Source organism: Methylobacterium terricola (assembly GCF_006151805.1).
GTDB classification, from domain to species: Bacteria; Pseudomonadota; Alphaproteobacteria; order Rhizobiales; family Beijerinckiaceae; genus Methylobacterium; species Methylobacterium terricola.
In genome coordinates this window covers 562,434-584,301 of the sequence record NZ_VDDA01000001.1, presented here as the reverse complement: position 1 = coordinate 584,301, position 21,868 = coordinate 562,434, and the positions used below count along the sequence as shown (strand labels likewise).

Annotated in this window: 17 protein-coding genes; 12 read left to right on the top strand and 5 right to left on the bottom strand. The window is 71.2% G+C overall.

Annotated elements, in window-relative coordinates; genetic code table 11:
- Window positions 1–103 precede the first annotated feature (103 nt).
- The 4 genes from aat to FF100_RS02520 all read left to right on the top strand — a co-directional run bounded on the left by aat (window position 104) and on the right by FF100_RS02520 (window position 5,733).
- Window positions 104–766, top strand: coding sequence for a leucyl/phenylalanyl-tRNA--protein transferase (gene aat / locus FF100_RS02535; RefSeq protein ID WP_139033970.1), 663 nt, complete (start codon window positions 104–106; stop codon window positions 764–766).
- Window positions 767–1,028: 262 nt separating this feature from the next.
- Window positions 1,029–3,494 (top strand): TonB-dependent receptor, encoded by a 2,466-nt coding sequence (locus FF100_RS02530; protein ID WP_139033969.1) that lies wholly within the window; start codon window positions 1,029–1,031, stop codon window positions 3,492–3,494.
- A 260-nt stretch (window positions 3,495–3,754) separates the two neighbouring features.
- On the top strand, window positions 3,755–5,104 hold the full coding sequence (locus FF100_RS02525) for an ATP-binding protein (protein WP_139034290.1): 1,350 nt from the start codon (window positions 3,755–3,757) through the stop codon (window positions 5,102–5,104).
- Window positions 5,101–5,733 (top strand): response regulator, encoded by a 633-nt coding sequence (locus tag FF100_RS02520; protein ID WP_139033968.1) that lies wholly within the window; start codon window positions 5,101–5,103, stop codon window positions 5,731–5,733. Before FF100_RS02525 ends, FF100_RS02520 begins: the two co-directional genes overlap by 4 nt.
- 330 nt (window positions 5,734–6,063) lie before the next feature.
- On the opposite strand, the gene FF100_RS02515 is transcribed toward FF100_RS02520, so the two are convergent.
- Complete coding sequence (locus tag FF100_RS02515) at window positions 6,064–7,332, bottom strand: FAD-dependent monooxygenase (protein ID WP_139033967.1); 1,269 nt, start codon at window positions 7,330–7,332, stop codon at window positions 6,064–6,066.
- A gap of 126 nt (window positions 7,333–7,458) precedes the next feature.
- On the opposite strand from FF100_RS02515, the gene tesB reads away from it, so the two are divergent.
- The 5 genes from tesB (at window position 7,459) to FF100_RS02490 (ending at window position 13,832) form a co-directional block, all read left to right on the top strand.
- Window positions 7,459–8,337, top strand: a complete 879-nt coding sequence (gene tesB / locus FF100_RS02510) for an acyl-CoA thioesterase II (RefSeq protein WP_139033966.1) — start codon at window positions 7,459–7,461, stop codon at window positions 8,335–8,337.
- 252 nt (window positions 8,338–8,589) lie between these two features.
- Complete coding sequence (locus tag FF100_RS02505; RefSeq protein ID WP_135414837.1) at window positions 8,590–8,928, top strand: P-II family nitrogen regulator; 339 nt, start codon at window positions 8,590–8,592, stop codon at window positions 8,926–8,928.
- Window positions 8,929–9,009: 81 nt separating this feature from the next.
- Window positions 9,010–10,521, top strand: a complete 1,512-nt coding sequence (locus FF100_RS02500; protein ID WP_139033965.1) for an ammonium transporter — start codon at window positions 9,010–9,012, stop codon at window positions 10,519–10,521.
- A gap of 131 nt (window positions 10,522–10,652) precedes the next feature.
- On the top strand, window positions 10,653–11,024 hold the full coding sequence (locus tag FF100_RS38570; protein WP_139034289.1) for a YunG family protein: 372 nt from the start codon (window positions 10,653–10,655) through the stop codon (window positions 11,022–11,024).
- A 174-nt stretch (window positions 11,025–11,198) separates the two neighbouring features.
- The gene (locus tag FF100_RS02490) at window positions 11,199–13,832 is read left to right on the top strand and encodes a DNA translocase FtsK (protein ID WP_139033964.1); all 2,634 of its coding nucleotides are present in this window, start codon (window positions 11,199–11,201) and stop codon (window positions 13,830–13,832) included.
- 25 nt (window positions 13,833–13,857) lie between these two features.
- Here the strand turns inward: FF100_RS02490 and FF100_RS02485 are convergent, their stop codons facing one another.
- Together FF100_RS02485 and FF100_RS02480 are read right to left on the bottom strand one after the other, a co-directional pair.
- Window positions 13,858–14,979: an NADH:flavin oxidoreductase/NADH oxidase gene (locus tag FF100_RS02485; RefSeq protein WP_139033963.1), complete on the bottom strand. Its 1,122-nt coding sequence runs from the start codon at window positions 14,977–14,979 to the stop codon at window positions 13,858–13,860.
- 135 nt (window positions 14,980–15,114) lie between these two features.
- Window positions 15,115–15,531 carry a hypothetical protein gene (locus FF100_RS02480; protein ID WP_139033962.1) on the bottom strand — a complete coding sequence of 139 codons (417 nt, stop codon included), beginning with the start codon at window positions 15,529–15,531 and terminating at the stop codon, window positions 15,115–15,117.
- Between the two features lie 398 nt (window positions 15,532–15,929).
- Here FF100_RS02480 and FF100_RS02475 point away from each other — a divergent pair, with 398 nt between their 5' ends.
- A complete protein-coding gene (locus tag FF100_RS02475) occupies window positions 15,930–17,180 on the top strand; it encodes a sensor domain-containing phosphodiesterase (protein WP_139033961.1) in 1,251 nt (416 codons plus the stop codon).
- A gap of 13 nt (window positions 17,181–17,193) precedes the next feature.
- Here the strand turns inward: FF100_RS02475 and FF100_RS02470 are convergent, their stop codons facing one another.
- Window positions 17,194–19,104, bottom strand: a complete 1,911-nt coding sequence (locus tag FF100_RS02470; RefSeq protein WP_139033960.1) for a propionyl-CoA synthetase — start codon at window positions 19,102–19,104, stop codon at window positions 17,194–17,196.
- Window positions 19,105–19,261: 157 nt separating this feature from the next.
- Here FF100_RS02470 and FF100_RS02465 point away from each other — a divergent pair, with 157 nt between their 5' ends.
- Entirely contained in the window at window positions 19,262–20,893 is a 1,632-nt protein-coding gene (locus tag FF100_RS02465; RefSeq protein ID WP_139033959.1) for an acyl-CoA synthetase, read from the top strand.
- 252 nt (window positions 20,894–21,145) lie between these two features.
- Here FF100_RS02465 and FF100_RS02460 read toward each other — a convergent pair whose 3' ends face one another.
- Complete coding sequence (locus FF100_RS02460; RefSeq protein WP_139033958.1) at window positions 21,146–21,328, bottom strand: YdcH family protein; 183 nt, start codon at window positions 21,326–21,328, stop codon at window positions 21,146–21,148.
- Window positions 21,329–21,577: 249 nt separating this feature from the next.
- Here FF100_RS02460 and FF100_RS02455 point away from each other — a divergent pair, with 249 nt between their 5' ends.
- Window positions 21,578–21,796, top strand: coding sequence for a YdcH family protein (locus FF100_RS02455; protein ID WP_139033957.1), 219 nt, complete (start codon window positions 21,578–21,580; stop codon window positions 21,794–21,796).
- The last annotated feature ends 72 nt before the right edge of the window (window positions 21,797–21,868 follow it).

Below are 21,868 nucleotides of genomic sequence, written 5' to 3'. Positions count from 1 at the left end.
AGCCGCGGGCCGCGTCTCGTCGCGTTAAGGCCGATGCCCTATCTTTGCCGGAGCCTGAGCCGGGGGGAGAATGCCCGCCCGTCCACGCCCGGAACCCCTGTCGATGCACGGCAGCCTGAACGTCGAGATCACCGCCGAGATCCTGCTCAAGGCCTATGCGGCCGGCATCTTCCCGATGGCGGAGGACGCGGACGACCCGACCCTGTACTGGGTCGAGCCGAAGGAGCGGGGCATCCTGCCCCTCACCCGCTTCCATCTCGGCCAGCGCCTCGCCCGTACGGTGCGCAACGGCGGCTTCGAGGTCGTCACGGACCGCGACTTCGACGCGGTGATCGATGGCTGCGCCGCGCCACGGCGCGACAGCGCGCGGACCTGGATCAACGCCCGCATCCGCGCCCTCTACGGCGAATTGTACGATCTCGGCCATTGCCACACCGTCGAGGTCTATGCCGGTGAGCCGCGAACCCTGGTCGGCGGCCTCTACGGCGTCTCGCTCGGGGCGGCGTTCTTCGGCGAGAGCATGTTCCACACCGCCCGCGACGCCTCGAAGGTCGCGCTGGTCCACCTCGCCGCCCGGCTGAAACGCGGCGGCTACACGCTGCTCGACGCGCAGTTCGTCACCAGCCACCTCGCCCAGTTCGGCGCCGAGGAGGTGCCGCGCGAGGTCTACAAGGCGATGCTGCGCGAGGCGATCCACGTCCCGGCGCAGTGGGACGACGGGCCGCTCACCGGCGCGGAGGCGGTGGCGATCCTCGGTCATTCCTGAATTTCCGAGTTCAAACTTCGGGAACACGAAGCAAGATTGATTGCCGAATGTTCCCAAACAAGGTCTTCGGCGTTGTCGCGATTGTGGCCGCAGCGTCACTATCGCCGGCCTTCGGGCCGCAACTCTGCCCTAAGACTACTTGAGCGTGCAATACCCCGTCCGCCGGGATTGCGGCTTAACCGTGGATCTCGCTATCTCTCCTGCCTGAGCAGGCGCCGGAGGGCGCCGGAGACAAAAGTTCGGTCGGGGGAGTGAGTCGGGCATGGTGGCGTCGCGCTGGGGACTTCTCGTCACGACCGCTCTCGTCTCGGCCGCGCTCGTCGCACCGGCGGCAGCGCAAGGCACCATCGCCCTCGAGACGATCGACGTCGTGCCGGTGACGCCGGTGGCCGGCTCCGGCGGCACCGGTCGCTCGGCCACGGGCGAGCGGATCGAGAGCGGCGGCGCCCTGTCGCTCGCCAAGGTGCCGTTCACCGTCGAGACCGTGACGGCGAAGAAGTTCGAGCAGGACCGGGCCACCCTCGACCCGACCTTCACGCTGGCCCGCACCACCCCGGGCGTGAACCTGTCCGACGGCCAGGGCAACAGCTTCCGCCAGACCCTGACCTATCGCGGCTTCGACGCCTCGCCGCTGCTCGGCGCGCCGCAGGGGCTCGCCGTCTACCAGAACGGCACCCGCATCAACGAGGCCTTCGGCGACGTGGTGAACTGGGACCTGATCCCACAGGTCGCGATCAACCGCATCGACATCGTCACCGGCAACCCGATCTTCGGTCTCAACGCGCTCGGCGGCGCGGTCAACATCGAGATGAAGAACGGCTTCACCTGGCAGGGCAAGGAAGTCTCGGTGATCGGCGGCTCGGACGGCCGCATCCTCGGCACCCTGCAATATGGCGAGGTGATCGGCCCCTGGAGCTTCTACTTCGCCGGCGAGGGCTTGCGCGATGCCGGCTGGCGCTACCAGTCGCCGTCGGAGATCGGCCGGGTCTACGCCGATCTCGGCCACCGGACCCTCGATTCCGAGTTCCACATCATCGCCTCCGGCGCCAAGACCTATTTCGGCGCCGCCGCCGCCGCGCCGGTCGACTTCACCCGCGACAACCAGCGGGCGATCTTCACTTACCCGCAATCGATCGACACCGCGGTCGGCCAGATCCAGGTCACCGGCAAGGTCAACGTCTCGCCGACCTGGGACCTGTCGGGCAACGCCTATGTCCGCCGCTTCAGCCAGTTCGTGATCGACGGCAACGACGGCAACTTCGAGAATTGCTCGACACGCTCGAATTTCCGCGGCTTCCTGTGCTTCGAGGATGACGGCTTCTCGGCCGCGCCCGGCCAGACCCAGGCGCAGTTCCGCAACCAGTTCCTGATCCTGGGGCCGCGCAACCAGCAGATCCCGTTCTCCGCCGGCGTGCCCTACGGCACGGTCGACACCGTGCGGACCGAGGCGACCGGCTACGGCGGCACGCTGCAGGCCACCAACCGCGACCGGATCTTCGACCGCCCGAACACCTTCATCGTCGGCGGCAGCATCGACGTCGCGACCTACGGCTTCAAGTCGGCGAGCACGCTCGGCGTCATCAACCCGGACCTGAGCGTCACGACCGATCCGAACAACCCGACCTACGGCACCATCCCGGGCCTCGGCACCGGGCCGATCCGCACCGCGGGCGCGCTGGGGATCGCGCCGAGCGCCGTCACCGGCTCGAACCTCTATATGGGCCTCTACGCCCTCGACACGTTCGACGTCACCGACCGGCTCTCGCTCACCGCCGGCGCGCGGCTGAACTTCGCCCGGATCAGCACCCAGGACCTGACCGGCTTCTCGCCCGACGTCACCGGCACCCACTACTTCAACCGCATCAACCCGGTCGCCGGCCTGATCTACCGGTTCTACGACTGGCTGAACCTCTATGGCGGCTACTCGGAGTCGAACCGGGCGCCGACGCCGCTCGAACTCGCCTGCGCCAACCCGAACCGGCCCTGCCTGCTGCCGAACTCGCTCGTCGCCGACCCGCCGCTCAAGCAGGTGGAGGCGCGGACCTACGAGGTCGGCATCCGCGGCTCGGTGCCGAACTTCTACGAGGGCGGCCTGCTCAACTACAAGCTCGGCGCCTTCCGCACCGACCTGACCAACGACATCCTGCAGGTGGCGGTGCCGGGCAACGCGGCCCGCGGCTACTTCGTCAACGTGCCGGCGACCCGGCGCCAGGGCATCGAGGTCGCGGCCGAGTACGTCACCGGGCGCCTGAGCCTCTACGCCAACTACGCGCTGATCGACGCCACCTTCCAGTTCCGCGGCGACCTCTCCTCGCCCAACAACCCGCTCGCCGACGACGGCCTCATCACCGTGCGCCCGGGCAACAAGCTGCCGCTCGTGCCCGACCACCAGATCAAGGCCGGCTTCGACTACGCCATCACGCCGCAATGGCGCTTCGGCATGAACATGCAGGCGTTCTCCTCGTCCTACTTCCGCGGCGACGAATCGAACATCAACCGCAAGCTCCCGGCCTACTTCACCGCCAACCTCAACACCAGCTTCCAGCTGACGCAGAACGTGCAGATCTTCGGTCTGGTGACCAACCTGTTCAACAACCGCTACGCCAATTTCGGCACATTCCTGGAGCGCGACGACAACTTCGCCGGCCGCTACGTGCTGAACGATCCCCGCACCACCACCCTGGTCCAGCCGCTCTCGGTCTATGGCGGCGTGCGGATGACCTGGTAGCCACGATCGAGCCGGGCGGCCGCGAGAGCGGTCGCCCGCATTGACAGCGGGCCCGCGGCCGGGCTCGTGTCGCGGGGCTTCCCCCGCTCCCCCGAGAGCCCGTGTCTCCGCGTCCCGCCCCTTCCCCGCCGCCCCCCCTGCCGGAGGGCGCCGCCCCGCGCCGGCCCTCGTCCACGGACGCCGCCGCGCCGCGGCGATCCCTGTCCGAAGACCCCGCCGCGCCGCGGCCGCGACTGCCGGCCCTGTGGTCCGGCCGGCCGATGCGGGCGCGGCTGATGGTGGTCGTCGTCCTTCTCAACCTGCTGGCGGCGGCGATCTCCGGCGCGGTCATCATCCACAAGGCGCGCACCGCCACCGAGGTCGAGACCGCGGCCTCGATGGCGGTGGTCGAGCCGCTGGTCGCCGAGACGTTGCAGGCCCTGCAGGACGCGCCGCTCTCCGGGCTGTTCCGCACCCTGTCGCTGCGCTTCCAGGGCCTGCGCCACGTGCGGGTCACCCTGCTCGAGGCCGGCAACCGGCCGGTCGCGGACGGTGCGCGGCGCGAGGGCCCGCGGCGGGCGCCGGCCTGGTTCGCCCGCCTGATCGCCCCGCCGGCCCACCGCCACGAGGTGCCGCTGGTGCTGCGCGGCACCCGCATCGGCACGGCGCTCGTCACCGCCGAGCCTTCGGACGAGATCGACGAGGTCTGGGGCTACGCCCTCGCCCTCTTCCTGACCGGCCTCGCCTTGAGCCTCGCCATGCTGGCGATCCTGTTCGTCGCCTTCGGGCGGGTCCTGAGCCCGCTCGCCCAACTCGCCGCCGGGCTGACGCGGCTGGAACAGCAGGATTACGGCGCCCGGGTCGACCGGCCCGACACCCGCGAGCTCGCGGTCATCGCCGCCCGGTTCAACCACCTCGCCGAGACGCTGGGCGCGGCGCGGGCCGCGAACCTGCGGCTCCACCGCCGCGTCCTGACCGCCGAGGAGGATGAGCGCCGGCGCACCGCCCTCGAGCTGCACGACGAGTTCGGCCCGTGCCTGTTCGCGCTCGAGGCCAATTCCTCCTCGATCGCCCGCATCGCCGCGACCCTCGACGAGCCGGCCCGCGCCCGCCTGATCCAGCGCACCGACGACATCGCGGCGATCGTCACCCGCGTACAGACCATCAACCGGACCCTGCTCAACCGCCTGCGCCCGGCCGGCCTCGGCCAGGTGCCCTTGAGCCGCTGCCTCGAGCTCCTGGTCCGCGAGGCCGCCCGGCACCATCCCGAGACCGTGGTCGAGGGCCGCTTCTCCTCGCTGAAAGCCGGCTACGGCGACCTCGTCGACCTGACCGTCTATCGCTGCGTGCAGGAGGGTCTGACCAACGCGCTGCGCCATGCCGGCGCATCGCGGGTGACCGCGGCGGTCGCGGACGAGGAGGGCGGCCTGCGGCTCAGCATCGACGACGATGGCAGCGGAATGGGCGCGGGCACAGGCGAGGTGCGCGGCGAGGGACGAGGGTTACCCGGGATGCGCGAGCGGGTCGAAGCCCTGGGCGGCCGGCTCGCCCTGGTGCCGCGCGAGCCCGGCACGTCCTTGCGCATCACGCTGCCCGCCGGACCCGAGACCCAGGAAGAGGACGCCCCGTGACCCGCCTCGTCGTGGTCGACGACCACCCGATCGTGCTGCAGGGCGCCCGGCGCCTGCTCGAAGATACGGGGGCCGAGGTATGGGGCGCCGCGTGCCTGGCGGCGGGCTACCGCGCCATCCTGCGCCACCGGCCGGACGTGGCGGTGATCGACCTCGCCTTCCCGGGCCGGGACCTCGCCGGCCTGGCGCTGGTCGGCCGGGTGCGCAAGCGGGTCCCCGCGACCCGCGTGCTGGTGTTCAGCATGCACGCCGACCCGGCGATCGTGGCGCGGGCGCTCGCCGCCGGGGCCGTCGGCTACGTCCTCAAGGACGCGCCGGCCGGCGACCTGGTGCGGGCCACCGAGCAGGTCCGGTCCGGGCGGCCCTATCTCGACGGGCGGCTCGCCACCGAGGTGGCCCTGCTCCAGGCCGATCCACGCCGCACCCTGCTCGGGACCCTGACCCCGCGCGAGCGCCGCATCCTGGCCCTGCTCGCGGAAGGACGGGGCTATACGGCGATCGCCGAGGACCTGTCGGTCAGCTACAAGACTGTGACCAATGCCTGCGCGGCCCTGCGCCAGCGGCTCGGCCTTGCGACCCTGACCGAGCTGACGCATTTCGCGGTCAGCCATGCCGGGGATCTGCGGTGATACCCTCGCGCCTGGGCGCCGGCGCCCGTTCGGGCTTGCCTTGCGCCGTCGAACGGATCCGTTCGACGGCGCGGCGGGATGAGAGGTCCTGGCACGTCGGACGGCGAGATCGCGCGGGCATCCCCCCGACGCGTCGACCCCGCAGGGTCGTCCCGGGGCCGCGCAGCGGAGCCGGGGATCCAGAGCCGCCGGTGGTGCCGGACAGAGCGATACCCTGCCCGTCATTCCCTCGAGCCTCGGCGGCTCCGGCTTCCGGGTTCCACGGCGGGGCCCCGGAACGATGGGAGGAAGGACGATCCGTCGCCGCTCCGGTAGCGGGCTGGTCGCCCCCTACAGCGCCTCCCCCCGCATCAGCCGCGGCTGGCGCCCGCGCAACCCCGCCGCCTCGCGGATGAACATCCGCTTCAGCCCCGGCAGCCGGTCGACGAGGCCGAGGCCGAGGTCGCGGGCGAGGCGGACCGGCAGGGCGTCGGTGGAGAACAGGCGGTTGAGGCCGTCGGTGGCCGCCCCCATCGCCAGGGTGTCGAAGCGGCGGCTGCGCTCGTAGGTCTCCAGCGCCTCCGGCCCGCCCGGGTCGAGGCCGAGGCGCATCGTATCGGTGAGGGCCTCCGCCAGGGCGGCGGCGCTGCGCAGGCCGAGATTGAGGCCCTGGCCGGCGATCGGGTGGATGACGTGGGCGGCGTCGCCCAGGAGCAGCAGGCGCTTGGCGCCGAAGCGGCGGGCGATGCCGAAGGCGAGCGGATAGGCCTTGAGCGGCGATTCGAGGGCGATGCGGCCGAGCGACAGGCCGAAGCGGCGCTCGACCTCCACCAGGGCCTCGTCCGGGCCGCCGCCGAGGAGCGCCGCCACCTCGTCCTGGCGCTCGGTCCAGACGATCGAGGAGCGGTGGCCGAGCGGCCCGCCCGGCGGCAGCGGCAGCACCGCGAACGGGCCGGAGGGCAGGAAATGCTCGATCGCCCGGCCCTCGTGGTCGCGCTCATGCGCCACCGTCGCGACGATGCCCGCCTGTGGATAGGACCAGCCGACCCAGCCGATGCCGGCCGCCTCGCGCAGGCGCGAACGCGCCCCATCCGCCGCCACCACGAGATCGGCCCGGATCCGGCGCCCGTCCGGCAGGCGCACGCTCATCGCCCCCGTCTCCGGCACGGCTGCGGTCACCGGGCGTCCCTCCAGGACCACGCCGGCCGCTTCGGCCGCGTCGCGGAGCGCCGCGAGCAGGCCGTCGCCCTCGACCATGTGGGCGAAGGGCTCGCCCTCGGCCACCTCGCCCGCGAAGGTCAGGAAGGTCGGCCGCACCGGGTCGGCGAGGCGGCTGTCGGTGATGACCATCTCGGTGATCGGCTGGGCACTCCCCGCCACCGCATCCCAGACGCCGAGCCGCGCGAGCATCCGCCGGGCGGCGGCTGCGACCGCGTAGGCGCGCAGGTCCCTGCCTGCGTCGGTGCGGGCGAAGGCCGGATCGCAGACCGTGACCCGCACCGCCTCGCCGAGGGCCTGGCGCAACGCCAGCGCCAGGGCCAGCCCCGGCAATCCCCCGCCCGCGACCACGATCTCCCGCGCCGCGCCCCGCCGCCCGCTCACGCCGTCACCCTGCACCATGTCGCGTTTCGCCTGCTGCTCATCCGGTAGGCAGGCTCATAGCATGGTGCGGGGCCCCGCGTCGCTTGACGGCGCGCATCGGCCCGCGTCAGCTACGCGCCCCTCCACCAGCCCGGATATAGTCCCTTGCGCGCGGTCGCCGACCTCCTCGACATCCTCGATCTGGAGCCGCTCGAGCAGAACCTCTTCCGGGGCCGCTCGCCGAAGGATCGCTGGCAGCGGGTCTATGGCGGCCAGGTGATCGGCCAGGCGCTCGTCGCCGCGACCCGGACCGTGCCGCCGGAGCGCCGGCCGCATTCGCTCCACGCCTATTTCCTGCTCGGCGGCGACCCGAAGGTGCCGATCGTCTACGAGGTCGACCGGATCCGCGACGGCCGCAGCTTCACCACGCGGCGGGTGGTGGCGATCCAGCACGGGCGGCCGATCTTCTCGATGTCGGCGTCCTACCACGTCGAGGAACCGGGATTCGACCACCGGGCCGAGATGCCGGCGGTGCCCGGCCCCGAGGACCTGCCGGGCGAGGGCGCCCTCAAGGCCTCGATGCTGCCGCGCATGCCCGAGCCGGTGCGGGCCTATTTCGAGCGCGAACGGCCGATCGAGCTGCGCCCGGTCGAGCTCGCCCGCTACGGCTCGCGCGAGCCCGGCCCGGCGCGCTTCCACGTCTGGATCCGCGCCACCTCGGCCCTGCCGGACGATCCGGCGATCCACCAGGCGGTGCTCGCCTACGCCTCCGACATGACGCTCCTCGACACCTCGCTCAGCCCCCACGGCCGCACGGTGTTCGAGAGCGAGATCCAGCCGGCGAGCCTCGACCACGCCCTGTGGTTCCACCGCCCGTTCCGGGCCGACGAGTGGCTGCTCTACGCCCAGGACAGCCCGAGCGCGTCCGGCGGCTGCGGCTTCTCCCGCGGGCTGATCTTCACCCGCGACGGCACCCTGGTCGCCTCGGTCGCGCAGGAGGGCATGATCCGCGAGAAGCGCCGCCCGCCCGAGCCCGAGGTCTGATCCGGCCCGTGCATAATCCATGGGCATATGATGATATTTTGAACTGAACTGCCGCCGCGAGCGGCTTCTTTATCCGCAATCGGCCCAGGAACCGGGCAGCTTGTCCGTAGGGTCGGTCGCGATCTGTGGCACGTTCCTTGATTTAGGTCTTTCGAGACCGGCGCCAGGACCGAGGGGTTCCCCAAGGCTCCGGATCACGCCCCGTCCGGCCCCAGGCCGGGCGGGGGCGCCAATCGAAAGGGGGCTCGTCCCATGAAGATCGTCATGGCCATCATCAAGCCGTTCAAGCTGGAGGAGGTCCGCGACGCCCTCACCAGCATCGGCGTGCACGGCCTGACCGTGACCGAAGTGAAGGGCTACGGGCGGCAGAAGGGGCATACCGAGATCTATCGCGGGGCCGAGTACGCCGTCAGCTTCCTGCCCAAGCTCAAGATCGAGGTGGCGGTCGCCGTCGATCTCGTCTCGAACGTCGTCGACACCATCGCGGCCGCCGCCCGCACCGGCCAGATCGGCGACGGCAAGATCTTCGTGATGCCGCTCGAGAAGGCCGTGCGCATCCGCACCGGCGAGACCGACGCCGACGCTCTCTGAGGCCGACCGGGCGGGGCCCGCCTCGGTGCCCCGCCGCCCTCCCCCGTCATTGCACTTGATTCCATCGGGAGTTCCTCTTCCATGAAGCTTCGCAACGTCCTGGCTCTGGGTCTGGGAGGCGCCGCCCTGGCGCTGATCCTGGTGGAGCCGTCCCTGGCGCAGACGCCGACCGTCGAAGCGGCGACGGCGCCGGCGCCGGCCGCGGCGGTGCCGCTGCCCAACAAGGGCGACACCGCCTGGATGCTGATCTCGTCCGCGCTGGTGCTGATGATGTCGGTGCCGGGCCTGGCGCTGTTCTACGGCGGCCTGGTGCGCACCAAGAACATGCTGTCGCTGCTGACCCAGATCTTCGCCATCGTCAGCCTCGCCTGCATCGTCTGGGTGTTCTTCGGCTACAGCCTCGCCTTCACCAACGGCGGCGGCCTCAACGATTTCGTCGGCGGCTTCTCGAAGGCCTTCCTGCGCGGCGTCGACGCGAACTCGACCGTCGCCACCTTCTCGAACGGCGTCGTCATCCCGGAATACGTCTATATCTGCTTCCAGATGACGTTCGCGATGATCACCCCGGCGCTGATCGTCGGCGCCTTCGCGGAGCGGATGAAGTTCTCGGCCCTGCTGCTGTTCAGCCTGCTGTGGCTGATCTTCATCTACTTCCCGATGGCCCACATGGTCTGGTACTGGGGCGGCCCTGACGCGGTCGGCAACGCCGCCAAGGCGCTGGCTGCGGCCACCGACGAGGCCTCCAAGAAGGCGGCCCAGGATGCCCTCGACGCCGTCAACGCCGATGCCGGCCTGCTGTTCAAGTGGGGCGCCCTCGACTTCGCCGGCGGCACCGTGGTGCACATCAACGCGGGCATCGCCGGCATCGTGGGCTGCCTGATGATCGGCAAGCGCATCGGCTATGGCCGCGACCTGCTCGCCCCGCACTCGCTCACCATGACGATGATCGGCGCCTCGCTGCTGTGGGTCGGCTGGTTCGGCTTCAACGCCGGCTCCAACCTCGAGGCCAACGGCTCGGCCGCGCTGGCGATGCTCAACACCTTCGTGGCCACCGCGGCGGCCGGCCTGTCCTGGCTCCTCGTCGAGTGGGCCGCCAAGGGCAAGCCCTCGCTGCTCGGCATGCTCTCGGGCGCGGTGGCCGGCCTCGTCGCCGTCACCCCGGCCTGCGGCTTCGCCGGCCCGATGGGCTCGATCGTGCTCGGCCTCGTCGCCGGCGCCGTCTGCTTCGTGATGTGCTCGACCGTCAAGAACGCCCTCGGCTACGACGACTCCCTCGATGTCTTCGGCGTGCACTGCATCGGCGGCATCATCGGGGCGCTCGCCACCGGCATCCTGGTCAACCCGGCGCTCGGCGGCGTCGGCGCGCCCGACTACGCCGCGAAGCCCGGCGAGCTCGTCGCCGCGGCCTACGAGTTCGGCCCGGCCTTCCTGTCCCAGGCCAAGGCGGTGGGCTTCACCATCCTGTGGTCGGGCATCGGCTCGGCGATCCTCTACAAGATCGTCGACGTGGTGGTCGGCCTGCGCGTGACCCAGGACGAGGAGCGCGAGGGCCTCGATCTCGCCGATCACGGCGAGCGGGCTTACAACTACTAAAGGCTTGTGGGCCGGGGCGTTCGCGCCCCGGCTCATTTCACGGAGTCTGAAAGGGCCCCGGTGCGACGGCACCGGGGCTTTTTCGCGTCACCCAGAAGGGTTCGGAGGATACCGTGATCGTCACACCCACGATGCTACGGTCCATCCTGCCGGAGTGCTGGTCGGTGGAGACGAGCAGCCTGTGGCTCCCGGAGAATCCGGCGAGGGGGCAGTGCGACGTGACGAGCTTGGCCGCTCACGACATCTTTGGGGGCGAGATCCTGAAAACCAGGCTTCCCGCCAGGTGGCACTTCTACAACTGGATTGGGGCCGATCGACATGATTTGACCGACAGCCAGTTCGCGTCGTCTATCATTTATGACGACGCGAGAAGCACGAGAGAAGAAGCGCTGGCCGGAGCGACCTTGAGACAATATACGGCCCTGCGCAATAGCGTCGCTCGCAGAATCCTGGCCCTGCGCCTGCGAGAGCGACCCTCATCGTTGATCCGACCGACGGCATGATGACGGGTCCGTAAGCCTGCGGCCCGAACCCGTGCCTCCCCCGGAAACCCTAGCAGATCCAGCGCCTTCGCACCGCTCACCGGCAACGCCGCAAGACGCAGTTAGCCTTAAATGGGCATTAACCGCATCGCTCCATCCTCATGGTCCAGTTCCGCGTACCCGGTTCAGTCCCGCATGCGTTCGCTACGTCGCTCGGCATCGCCCTACGATGGCCTCATCGACACGCTCCGCGCGTTCCTGACGCGGCGGGCGACGGAGGTCACCGGCCTCGCCCTGCTCGTCGGGGCGGCGTGCTTCACGGTGGCCCTGGCGACGTGGTCGATCGACGACCCGAGCCTCAACCACGCCACCTCGCGCACCGCCCGCAACCTGCTCGGCTTCGGCGGCGCGGTGGTGTCGGATCTCGGCATGCAGCTCCTCGGGCTCGGCGCCCTCGCCTTCGCGCTGCCGCCGGCGGTGTGGGGCATGCGGCTCCTGCGCACCCACCGGCTGGCGCGGCTGCAATTGCGGATCGTCCTGTGGATCATCGGCTTCGGCGCGGCGAGCGGCATGGCGAGCGCGCTCCCGCCGACCGCGCGCTGGCCGCTGCCGACCGGTCTCGGCGGCGTCGCCGGCGACGCGCTGCTCGCCGCCGCCAAGGCGATCGCTGGCCCGGCCGGGGCCTTCGCGGGCTTCCTCTACGCGGCGATCGCGGTGGTCAGCCTCACCGGGGCCTGCGGCTTCGGGCTGATCGAGGACGAGGACGGCGACGACGAAGCCGAATCCTACGCGCCGGTGGTGAGCCGCTACGACGAGCGGCAGGGCCGCCGCGCGCCGGCCCCCCACGACGACGAGTCGCCGGGCCTCGGCCTCGCCTCCCTGGGGGCGCTCGCCCACCTCGCCATCAGTGCCCGGAGCGCCGTGGCCCAGAAGATCGAATCGGTCCGCGACGGCTCCTGGCGCCAGGGCGCCGCCGATCCCTATTCCGGCAACTCGCCGGCACTCGCCGCCCGCCGCGCCTTCGCCGAGCCCGGCGAGGCCGAGGGCTGGGACGAGCCGGAGAGCCCGCCCGAGCGTCCCGCCGGCAAGTCCGCTGCCAACTCGGCCGGCAAGTCCGGCCGCCGCGAGCCGGTCTTCGCGGACGAGCCGCGGCGCGCGGCCCCGGCATCGCGCCGGACCGAGCCCGCGCTCGACGACGAGCCCGAGGATGACGAGGACGGCGCGGAGCCGGTGCCCCGCGGCCGCGTCGCACCCCCTCCCCCGCCGATCCAGACCCGTCGCGCCCCGGCTCCGGGCCCGGCCTCGCCGGATGCCTACGAGATGCCGGCGCTGACGCTGCTCGCCGAGCCGCGCCATCCGGCGCCGAGCGCCGCGGTCTCGACCGACGCGCTGGAGCAGAACGCCACCCTGCTCGAATCGACGCTGGAGGATTTCGGCGTGCGCGGCGAGATCCTGGCGGTGCGCCCCGGCCCGGTGGTGACGCTCTACGAGCTGGAGCCGGCACCCGGCACCAAGTCGAGCCGCGTCATCTCGCTTGCCGACGACATCGCCCGCTCGATGTCCGCCGTCTCGGCCCGCGTCGCCGTCGTGCAGGGCCGCAACGCCATCGGCATCGAGCTGCCGAATGCCAAGCGCGAGACGGTGTACCTGCGCGAGCTGCTCAGCAGCCCGGCCTTCGCCGAGACCAAGCAGAAGCTCGCGCTCTGCCTCGGCAAGAACATCGGCGGCGAGGCGATCATCGCGGACCTCGCCCGCATGCCCCACCTGCTCGTCGCCGGCACCACCGGCTCGGGCAAGTCGGTCGCCATCAACACCATGATCCTGTCGCTGCTCTACCGGATGACGCCGGAGGAGTGCCGCCTGATCATGGTCGATCCCAAGATGCTGGAACTCTCCGTCTACGACGGCATCCCGCACCTGCTCTCCCCGGTCGTCACCGATCCCAAGAAGGCGGTCATCGCCCTCAAATGGGCGGTGCGCGAGATGGAGGAGCGCTACAAGAAGATGTCGAAGCTCGGCGTTCGCAACATCGACGGCTTCAACGCCCGGGTGGCGGAGGCCCGCGCCCGGGGCGAGGTGATCACCCGCACCGTCCAGACCGGCTTCGACCGCGAGACCGGCGAGGCGGTCTACGAGGACGAGATGATGGATCTCGCCCCGCTCCCCTACATCGTAATCGTGGTCGACGAGATGGCCGACCTGATGATGGTGGCCGGCAAGGACATCGAGGGGGCGATCCAGCGTCTCGCCCAGATGGCGCGGGCCGCCGGCCTGCACCTGATCATGGCGACGCAGCGGCCGTCCGTCGACGTGATCACCGGGACGATCAAGGCGAATTTCCCGACCCGGATCTCGTTCCAGGTGACCTCGAAGATCGATTCGCGGACGATCCTCGGCGAGATGGGTGCCGAGCAGCTGCTCGGCCAGGGCGACATGCTGTTCATGGCGGGCGGCGGCCGCACGACCCGGGTGCACGGCCCGTTCTGCTCGGACGACGAGGTCGAGCAGGTCGTGGCCCATCTCAAGCGCCAGGGCCGCCCGTCCTACCTCGAGGCGGTCACCGCCGAGGAAGGCGAGGAGGAGGCCGACGCCCCGGTGATGGACCAGGGCGGCGGCTTCGGCGAGCCCGGCGCCGATGTCTACGACCAGGCGGTGGCGGTGGTCCTGCGCGACAAGAAGGCCTCGACGAGCTACATCCAGCGGCGGCTGCAGATCGGCTACAACCGGGCGGCCTCGCTGATGGAGCGGATGGAGCGCGAGGGCATCGTCGGCCCCGCCAACCATGCCGGCAAGCGCGAGATCCTGCTGGAGGAAGGGCAGGACGGCTGAAGGCCGTCCCACCCTCGATCGAGCCTCAGCGCTGGCCGAAGCTCGACTCCTTGAACAGGTCCTTGAGGTGGTGCGGCTGCGAGCGCCAGTACTGCTTCGGGGCGCGGACCCGGGCGCCCAGTTCCGCGGCGGCGTGCCAGGGCCAGCGCGGGTCGTAGAGCATCGCGCGGGCGAGCGAGACCGCATCCGCCTTGCCCTCGACCAGGATCGACTCGGCCTGGCGCGCCTCGGTGATGAGCCCGACCGCGATGGTGACGAGGTCGGTCGCCGCCCGCACCCGTTCGGCGAAGGGCACCTGGTAGCCCGGCGCGATCGCGATCTTCTGCCGGGGCGAGACGCCGCCGGTCGAGACGTGGATGGCGGCCGCCCCCCGCGCCTTCAGCGCCTCCGCGAAGGCGATGGTCTGCTCGACCTCCCAGCCGTCCTCGACCCAGTCCGTCGCCGAGACCCGGGCCCAGACCGGGCTGCCGCCCGGAAACACCTCCCGCACCGCGTCGAACACCTCGAGCGGGAAGCGCATCCGGTTCTCGAGGCTGCCGCCATAGGCGTCGGTCCGCTGGTTGGCGAGCGGCGACAGGAACTGGTGCAGCAGGTAGCCATGCGCCGCGTGGATCTCCGCCGCCTCGATGCCGAGGCGCACCGCGCGCCGGGCAGTGGCGGCGAAGCCATCGCGGATGCGCTTCATGTCCTCGCGGTCGAGCGCCCGCGGCGCCACCTCGCCCTCGGCATGGGCCAGGGCCGACGGCGCCTCGGTGAGCCAGCCGCGGGGGGAGTCCGGCGCCACCTGGCCGCCGCCGCGCCATGGCGGCTCGCTCGACGCCTTGCGGCCGGCATGGGCGATCTGGATGCAGACCGGCACCGGCGCGTAGTCCCGCACCGCGTCGAGGACCGTCGCCAGGGCGCGCTCGGTCCCGTCGTCCCACAGGCCGAGATCGCCGGCGGTGATCCGGGCTTCCGGCGACACCGCCGTCGCCTCGAGGGTCAGAAGCCCGGCGCCCGAGATCGCGAGCTGGCCGAGATGCATCATGTGCCAGTCGGTCGCCGCGCCATCGCGGGCCGAGTACTGGCACATCGGTGCGACGATGATGCGGTTCTCCAGTTCCAGGCCATCGAGGCGCAGGGGCTGGAACAGAAGCGGGCTGCTCATGCAGATACTCCAGGAGGGGATGCCCCAGTGTGGCGCGAGGCGGCGGCACGCGCCAGGGCAGGCAGCGCAGGGCGCCCGTGCGCGGCGGGGCTTCCCGTGGGCGAGCGGACGGCCCGACGCAACGCGTGAAGCCTGCTACCAGCCGCGGCCGAGGCTGGTGGCGATCCGGCTCGGGCGGGTATCGACCAGGACGGCGGCCAGCCCCTCGATCGCCCGCGCGGCCGCCCGGCGCGCCGCGCTTTCCGCCCGCGACCGGAGCGACGGCGTCTCGAGACCCGCCAGACGCTCGCCGGCGCTCACGACCCGCTTCACGGCACGCTGGATCCGCGGATCGCGCTCGGTCAGCGCGCAGATGTCGGACAGGGTGCTGCGCAGGGCGTGCATCGTCTCGCGCTTGTCCGCCCCCTGCATCAGCCCGGCCAGGCCCTGCTCGATCCGGTCGAGGGCGGCCCGGAGCGGTTCCGGCACCCTGCTGCGCGCCGCGACGACGGTCCCGACGCCCGGCCCGGCACTCGCAGGGTGCTGTCCCTCGCAGGGGTCAGGGCCGAGCATGGCGACACCTCTCTTCGACAGGATGGCGGGCGGGGCACGGTGTCACGACCGTCGGACCGCGACGGAGCGTCCGGGGAGATCGCGGGGCGGACACGGACACTCCCCGGGAGCATGGGGCGCACGTATCACACCGTCAAGGCGCGCGGTTGCATTTCATGGATCTAACATGTGCTGCAGGACCGCGTCGCTGCATCGCCGCGCTTCCCGAGCGTTCTTGGGAATCTCTCGATGATAGCCTCGAAGCCGGGCCGGGTATAGGGCGTATCGCTTGTATCGCCCTCGGGATTTTTATACCAAGACTTTCGATACCTGGAAGCGCGCGATCGCCCGGATCCCAGCGAGACGCAGCCTCCGGTTGATGGACCGCAATCACTCCACCCGTCAGGTCGGACCGAACGATGTCTCTGCGCTCTGCTCTCGGCAACCATTCCGGGACCGCCGACGAACAGATCCTGTCGGTTCTCCGCTCCGTCCGCCGCCATCTGGCAATGGATGTCGGCTTCGTCTCGGAATTCGTCGCCGGCAACCGGGTCTTTCGCATCTCGGATGCCGAGACGGTGGTGAACCCGGTCGTGGCGGGGACTTCCGCCCCTCTCGATCAGAGCTTCTGCTACTACGTGGCCAAGGGCCTGATGCCCGAGCTGATGCACGATGCGGCCGAGGATCCGGTCGCGGCGGGAATGCCGGTCACCCGCGACCTGCCGGTCGGGGCGCATCTGAGCGTGCCGCTCCGCCACGAGGGCGGCGAGCCCTACGGGACCCTGTGCTGCTTCAGCTTCACGCCCGACCGCAGCCTGACGACCCGCGATCTCGGTATCCTGCGCGTCTGCGCCGACCTCGTGGATTCCATCCTGTCGCAGGACCGCGAGGCGGCGCGCGCGCACGAGGCGAAGCGGCAGCGGATCGCCGAGGCGATCGCGGCCGAGGCGATCGGGATGGTGTTCCAGCCGATCTACCGCACGGCCGACGGAACCCTCGCCGCCTTCGAGGCCCTGGCGCGCTTTCCTGCGATGCCCCTGCGCGGCCCCGACGCGTGGTTCGCGGACGCGGCCGAGACCGGCCTCGGCGAGGCGCTCGAGTTCCTGGCCCTGCGCACGGCCTCGCGCGCGCTTCCGGCGCTGCCCGCCGGGGTCGACCTGTCGGTCAACCTCTCGCCGGCGGCCCTCGCCTCGCCGCATCTCGCCGAGGCGCTGGCGGGCGCGCCCCTCGACAGGCTGGTGCTCGAACTGACGGAGCACGCGGCGGTCCCGTCCTACGAGGCGCTTCGCAACGGGCTCGGCCCGCTGCGGCGCCGGGGCCTGAGCCTCGCGATCGACGATGTCGGGGCCGGCCACGCGACGTTGCGGCACGTCCTCGACCTCAACCCCGAGTTCATCAAGCTCGACATGAGCCTGATCCGGGCCATCGACGCCCATTCGGCCCGCCGGGCCCTGACCGAGGCGCTGACCGGATATGGCCGCCGCATCGGCTGCGAAATCGTCGCCGAGGGCGTCGAGACCGACGCCGAGTACGCGGTGCTGCGGAGCATCGGGGTGACGCGGGTGCAGGGCTTCCTCACCGGCCGGCCGATGCCGCTCGCCGAGGCCGCCGCCCTGCCCGTCTCCGGCCCGGCCGCCCTCCGCCCGCACGGGACGGCGGCCGGGTGGTGACCCGGCTCCTTCCCTATCCGAGCCCACGCGCGCGAAGAACCCCGCCGATCTCCTCCAGGACGCCCGGGTCCTCGATGGTCGGCGGCACGGTCCAGGCCTCGCCGTCGGCGATCTTCTTCATCGTGCCGCGCAGGATCTTTCCCGAGCGGGTCTTCGGCAGACGCCCGACCGTGAGCGCGATGCGGAAGGCGGCGACCGGGCCGATGCGCTCGCGCACCAGCGCCACCAATTCGCGCTCGATCACGTCCGGCGCTTGCGCGGCGCCGGATTTCAGCACCACGAAGCCGCAGGGCGCCTCGCCCTTCAGCGCGTCCCTGATGCCGATCACCGCGCATTCGGCCACGGCGGGGTGGGAGGCCAGCACCTCCTCCATGCCGCCGGTCGAGAGGCGGTGGCCGGCGACGTTGATGATGTCGTCGGTGCGGCCCATCACCGAGACGTAGCCGTCGGGATCGAGGAAGCCGGCATCCGAGGTGTTGTAGTAGCCCGGATAGGTCGCGAGGTAGCTCTCGCGGAAGCGCTCGTCCTGCCGCCACAGGGTCGGCAGGGCGCCGGGCGGAAGGGGGAGCTTGATCGCGATCGTGCCCATGGTGTCGGCCGGCACCGGCTTGCCGGCCTCGTCGAGCACCTGCACGTCCCAGCCCGGCATCGCCACGGTCGGGCTGCCGTGCTTGACCGGCAGCGCCCCGAGCCCGACCGGGTTGGCGGCGATCGGCCAGCCGGTCTCGGTCTGCCACCAATGGTCGATGACCGGCACGCCCAAGGCCCGCTCGGCCCACAGGACGGTGTCGGGGTCGGCCCGCTCGCCGGCGAGGAACAGGGTGCGGAAGCGCGACAGGTCGTGGCCCGCCATCAGCCGCGCCTCCGGGTCCTCCTTCTTCACCGCCCGCAACGCCGTCGGCGCGGTGAACAGGGCGACGGCCCCGGTCTCGGCGATCACGCGCCAGAACGCGCCGGCATCCGGCGTCCCGACCGGCTTGCCCTCGTAGAGCACCGTGGTGCAGCCGTGGAGCAGCGGACCGTAGACGATGTAGGAATGACCCACGACCCAGCCGACGTCGGAGGCGCACCAGTAGGTCTCGCCGGGGGCGACGCCGTAGAGGTTCGGCATCGACCAGGCCAGCGCCACGAGGTAGCCGCCGGTATCGCGCACCACGCCCTTCGGCTTGCCGGTGGTGCCGGAGGTGTAGAGCACGTAGAGCGGGTCGGTGGCGGCGACCGGCACGCAAGGCGCCGCGCGCCCCGCCGCCTTCGCGGCCGCGACCGCCTCGGCCCAGTCGCGGTCGCGCCCCGCCACCAGCTCGGCGGGTGCCTGCGGGCGTTGCAGGATCAGGCAGGAACCGGGCTTGTGCGCCGAGAGCCGGCAGGCCTCGTCGAGGAGCGGCTTGTAGGCGACGACCCGGGCCGGCTCGATGCCGCAGGAGGCCGCGAGCACCACCTTCGGCTCCGCATCCTCGATGCGGGCGGCGAGCTCGCGGGCGGCGAAGCCCCCGAACACCACCGAATGCACGGCGCCGATGCGGGCGCAGGCCAGCATGCCGAACAGGGCCTCGGGCACCATCGGCATGTACAGGACCACCCGGTCGCCTTGGCCCACGCCGAGATCCTGCAGCACGGCGGCGAGCGCCGCGACCTCGCCCAGGAGCTCGGCATAGGTGATCCGGCGCTTGGTCCCGGTGACGGGCGAATCGTACAGGATCGCCGCCTGGTCGCCGCGTCCGGCCGCGACGTGGCGGTCGATGGCGTTGTGGCAGGCATTGACCGCGGCACCGGGGAACCAGCGTCCGTAGATCCCCTCCTCCGGCGCGAAGACGCGGCCGGGCGGCGTCACCCAGTCGATCGCCTGTGCGGCCTGCCCCCAGAACGCCTCCGGGTCGCGCTGCCAGGCGGCGTAGGTCTCCGGGTAGCGGCTCGGGCTCGCCATGGCGTCTCCTCCGGTGCCGCCCGTTCCCGGCGGCCTGCTCACCCCCATAGTTTAGGGGTCGGGGCGGCCGGAAGTCGAACTTTCGTAAGGACCGGAGGCGGATTGATCGCCTCGCGCCTGCGGGTACTCTTCCGTCGGGCAGCGAGCAGGATGACCCATGACCGGCGCGACGATCTACGACCACGGCCTCGACCGGAACCCGGCCAACCACCAGCCGCTCACGCCCCTCACCTTCCTGGAGCGGGCGGCGGCCGTCTTCCCCGACCACACCGCGGTGATCCATGGCGGCCTCAGGCGCAGCTACCGCGACCTCTATGCCCGCTGCCGGCGGCTCGCCTCGGCCCTGAAGGCCCGCGGCATCGGGCGGGGCGACACGGTGGCGGTGATGCTCGCCAACACCCCGGCGATGATCGAGTGCCATTACGGGGTGCCGATGGCCGGCGCGGTGCTCAACACCCTCAACACCCGCCTGGATGCCGGGATCATCGCCTTCTGCCTCGATCACGGCGAGGCCAAGGTGGTGATCACCGATCGGGAATTCGCCCGCATCATGGGACCGGCCTTGAGCCAGGCCGGTGTCACGCCGCTGGTGATCGACTACGACGATCCGGAATATGACGGTCCGGGGGAGCGCCTCGGCAGCCTCGAATACGAGGACCTCCTCGCGGCCGGCGACCCGGCTTACGCCTGGGCGATGCCCGGCGACGAGTGGGACGCGATCACGCTCAACTACACCTCGGGCACCACCGGCGATCCGAAGGGCGTGGTCTACCACCATCGCGGCGCGTCGCTGCTCGCCGTGGGCAACGTGGTGGCGGGGAATCTCGGCCGGCACCCGGTCTATCTCTGGACCCTGCCGATGTTCCACTGCAACGGCTGGTGCTTCCCCTGGACCTTGTCGGTGGTGGCCGGCACCCATGTCTGCCTGCGGCAGGTCCGGGCGAAGGCGATGTACGACGCCCTCGCCGATCACGGCGTCACGCATCTGTGCGGCGCACCGATCGTGATGTCGCTCCTCATCCACGCGGCCGAGACCGAGCGGCGGGAGCTGACGCGGCGGGTCTCGTTCCTCACCGCGGCGGCGCCGCCGCCGGAAGCGGTGCTCGCCGGGATGGCGGAGGCCGGGTTCGACGTCACCCACGTCTACGGGCTGACCGAGACCTACGGCCCGGCGGTGGTGAACGAGTGGCACGCCGACTGGGATTCCCTCGGCAAGGAGGAGCAGGCGGCCCGCAAGGCGCGCCAGGGCGTGCGCTACCCGCCCCTCGAGGCCCTCGACGTGCTCGACCCCGAGACGATGCGGCCGGTCCCCGCCGACGGCGAGACCCTCGGCGAGGTGATGTTCCGCGGCAACGTGGTGATGCGCGGCTACCTGAAGAACCCGGCAGCCACCGAGGCCGCCTTCGCGGGCGGGTGGTTCCACTCGGGCGATCTCGGGGTGAAGCACCCGGACGGCTACATCCAGCTCAAGGACCGCTCGAAGGACATCATCATCTCAGGCGGCGAGAACATCTCGTCGATCGAGGTCGAGGAGGCGCTGTTCAAGCATCCGGCGGTGGCGGCCGCCGCGGTGGTGGCCAAGCCCGACGAGAAATGGGGCGAGAGCCCGTGCGCCTTCGTCGAGCTGAAGGGCTCCGAGATGGTCTCGGCCGAGGAGCTGATCGGCTGGTGCCGCCAGTCCCTCGCCGGCTTCAAGGTGCCCAAGCACGTGGTGTTCACCGAGCTTCCGAAGACCTCGACCGGCAAGGTGCAGAAATTCGTGCTGCGGGAGATGGCGAAGGCGCTCTGAGAAGGCCTGTTCGACAGGGCCGGCTGACCTGAAGCCCTCCGACGTCCTCCCGGGGCCGCGCAGCGGAACCCGGGATCCGGAACCGCCGGGCGTCCGGTCCGCTGGCGCGCCGCCGGCTGGACCGTTCTGCATCACCGGCAAGGCCTCCAGCGATCCCTGAGGGAGCGAGGCCGCATCGCCCATGCCCTGGACAGTTCGTCAGGGGCCGCCGCGCCGGACGATGGCGCGGCGGCACATGGTTGGTTCTCTGGGCTAGTGCATCACGCGGGTGGACGTCCGCAGGCGACTGATCTCATCCTTCAGGTGAAGCTTTCGCCGCTTGAGTTCTACAACTCGCAAGTCATCGGTGGAGAGGTGGGTGATCGCGTCCTGGATCTCGCGCTCCAAGGCTTCGTGCTTACGCTCAAGCTCGGAGAGATGCGTGTGCAGCGACATCAGCCATTGCCTCCTGTCATGTAGGTGACACACCCAGCCTGCCACAGCTCGTGGCGGATGTCGAAGGCATTTGTTGCTGCACCTGCGTAAAGCACCGCGGCGTCGGGGCCGCGGCGAGGGGGTCCGCGGCGGAGCGAGGAGGCGCTGCACAACCTCCCCGGCGCCAGCGCGACGCCCTTGCCGGAGGCCGGGGGCTGGTTCATGCTTCGCCGCATCTCTCCCGGAATATCTCCAGGACTTGGGGCGGCGATGGCGTTCGAGTTGAGTGCGGAATCTGCGGCGGAGTACGAGAGCGAGCTGGCGCGGCTCCGGGAGGAGCATCGCGACCTCGACGATGCGATCGAGGCCCTGTCCGGGGTCATGGCCGGCGACCGCCTCCAGCTTCAGCGCCTCAAGAAGCGCAAGCTGTCGCTGCGCGACCGCATCACCTTCCTGGAGGACCAGCTCACCCCGGACATCATCGCCTGACGGCGGCGGAGACGGCGGCAGCGGCTTGCGGCATCGCGGGCGCGCCGCTACTGCGGGGGAATGACCGGTCGC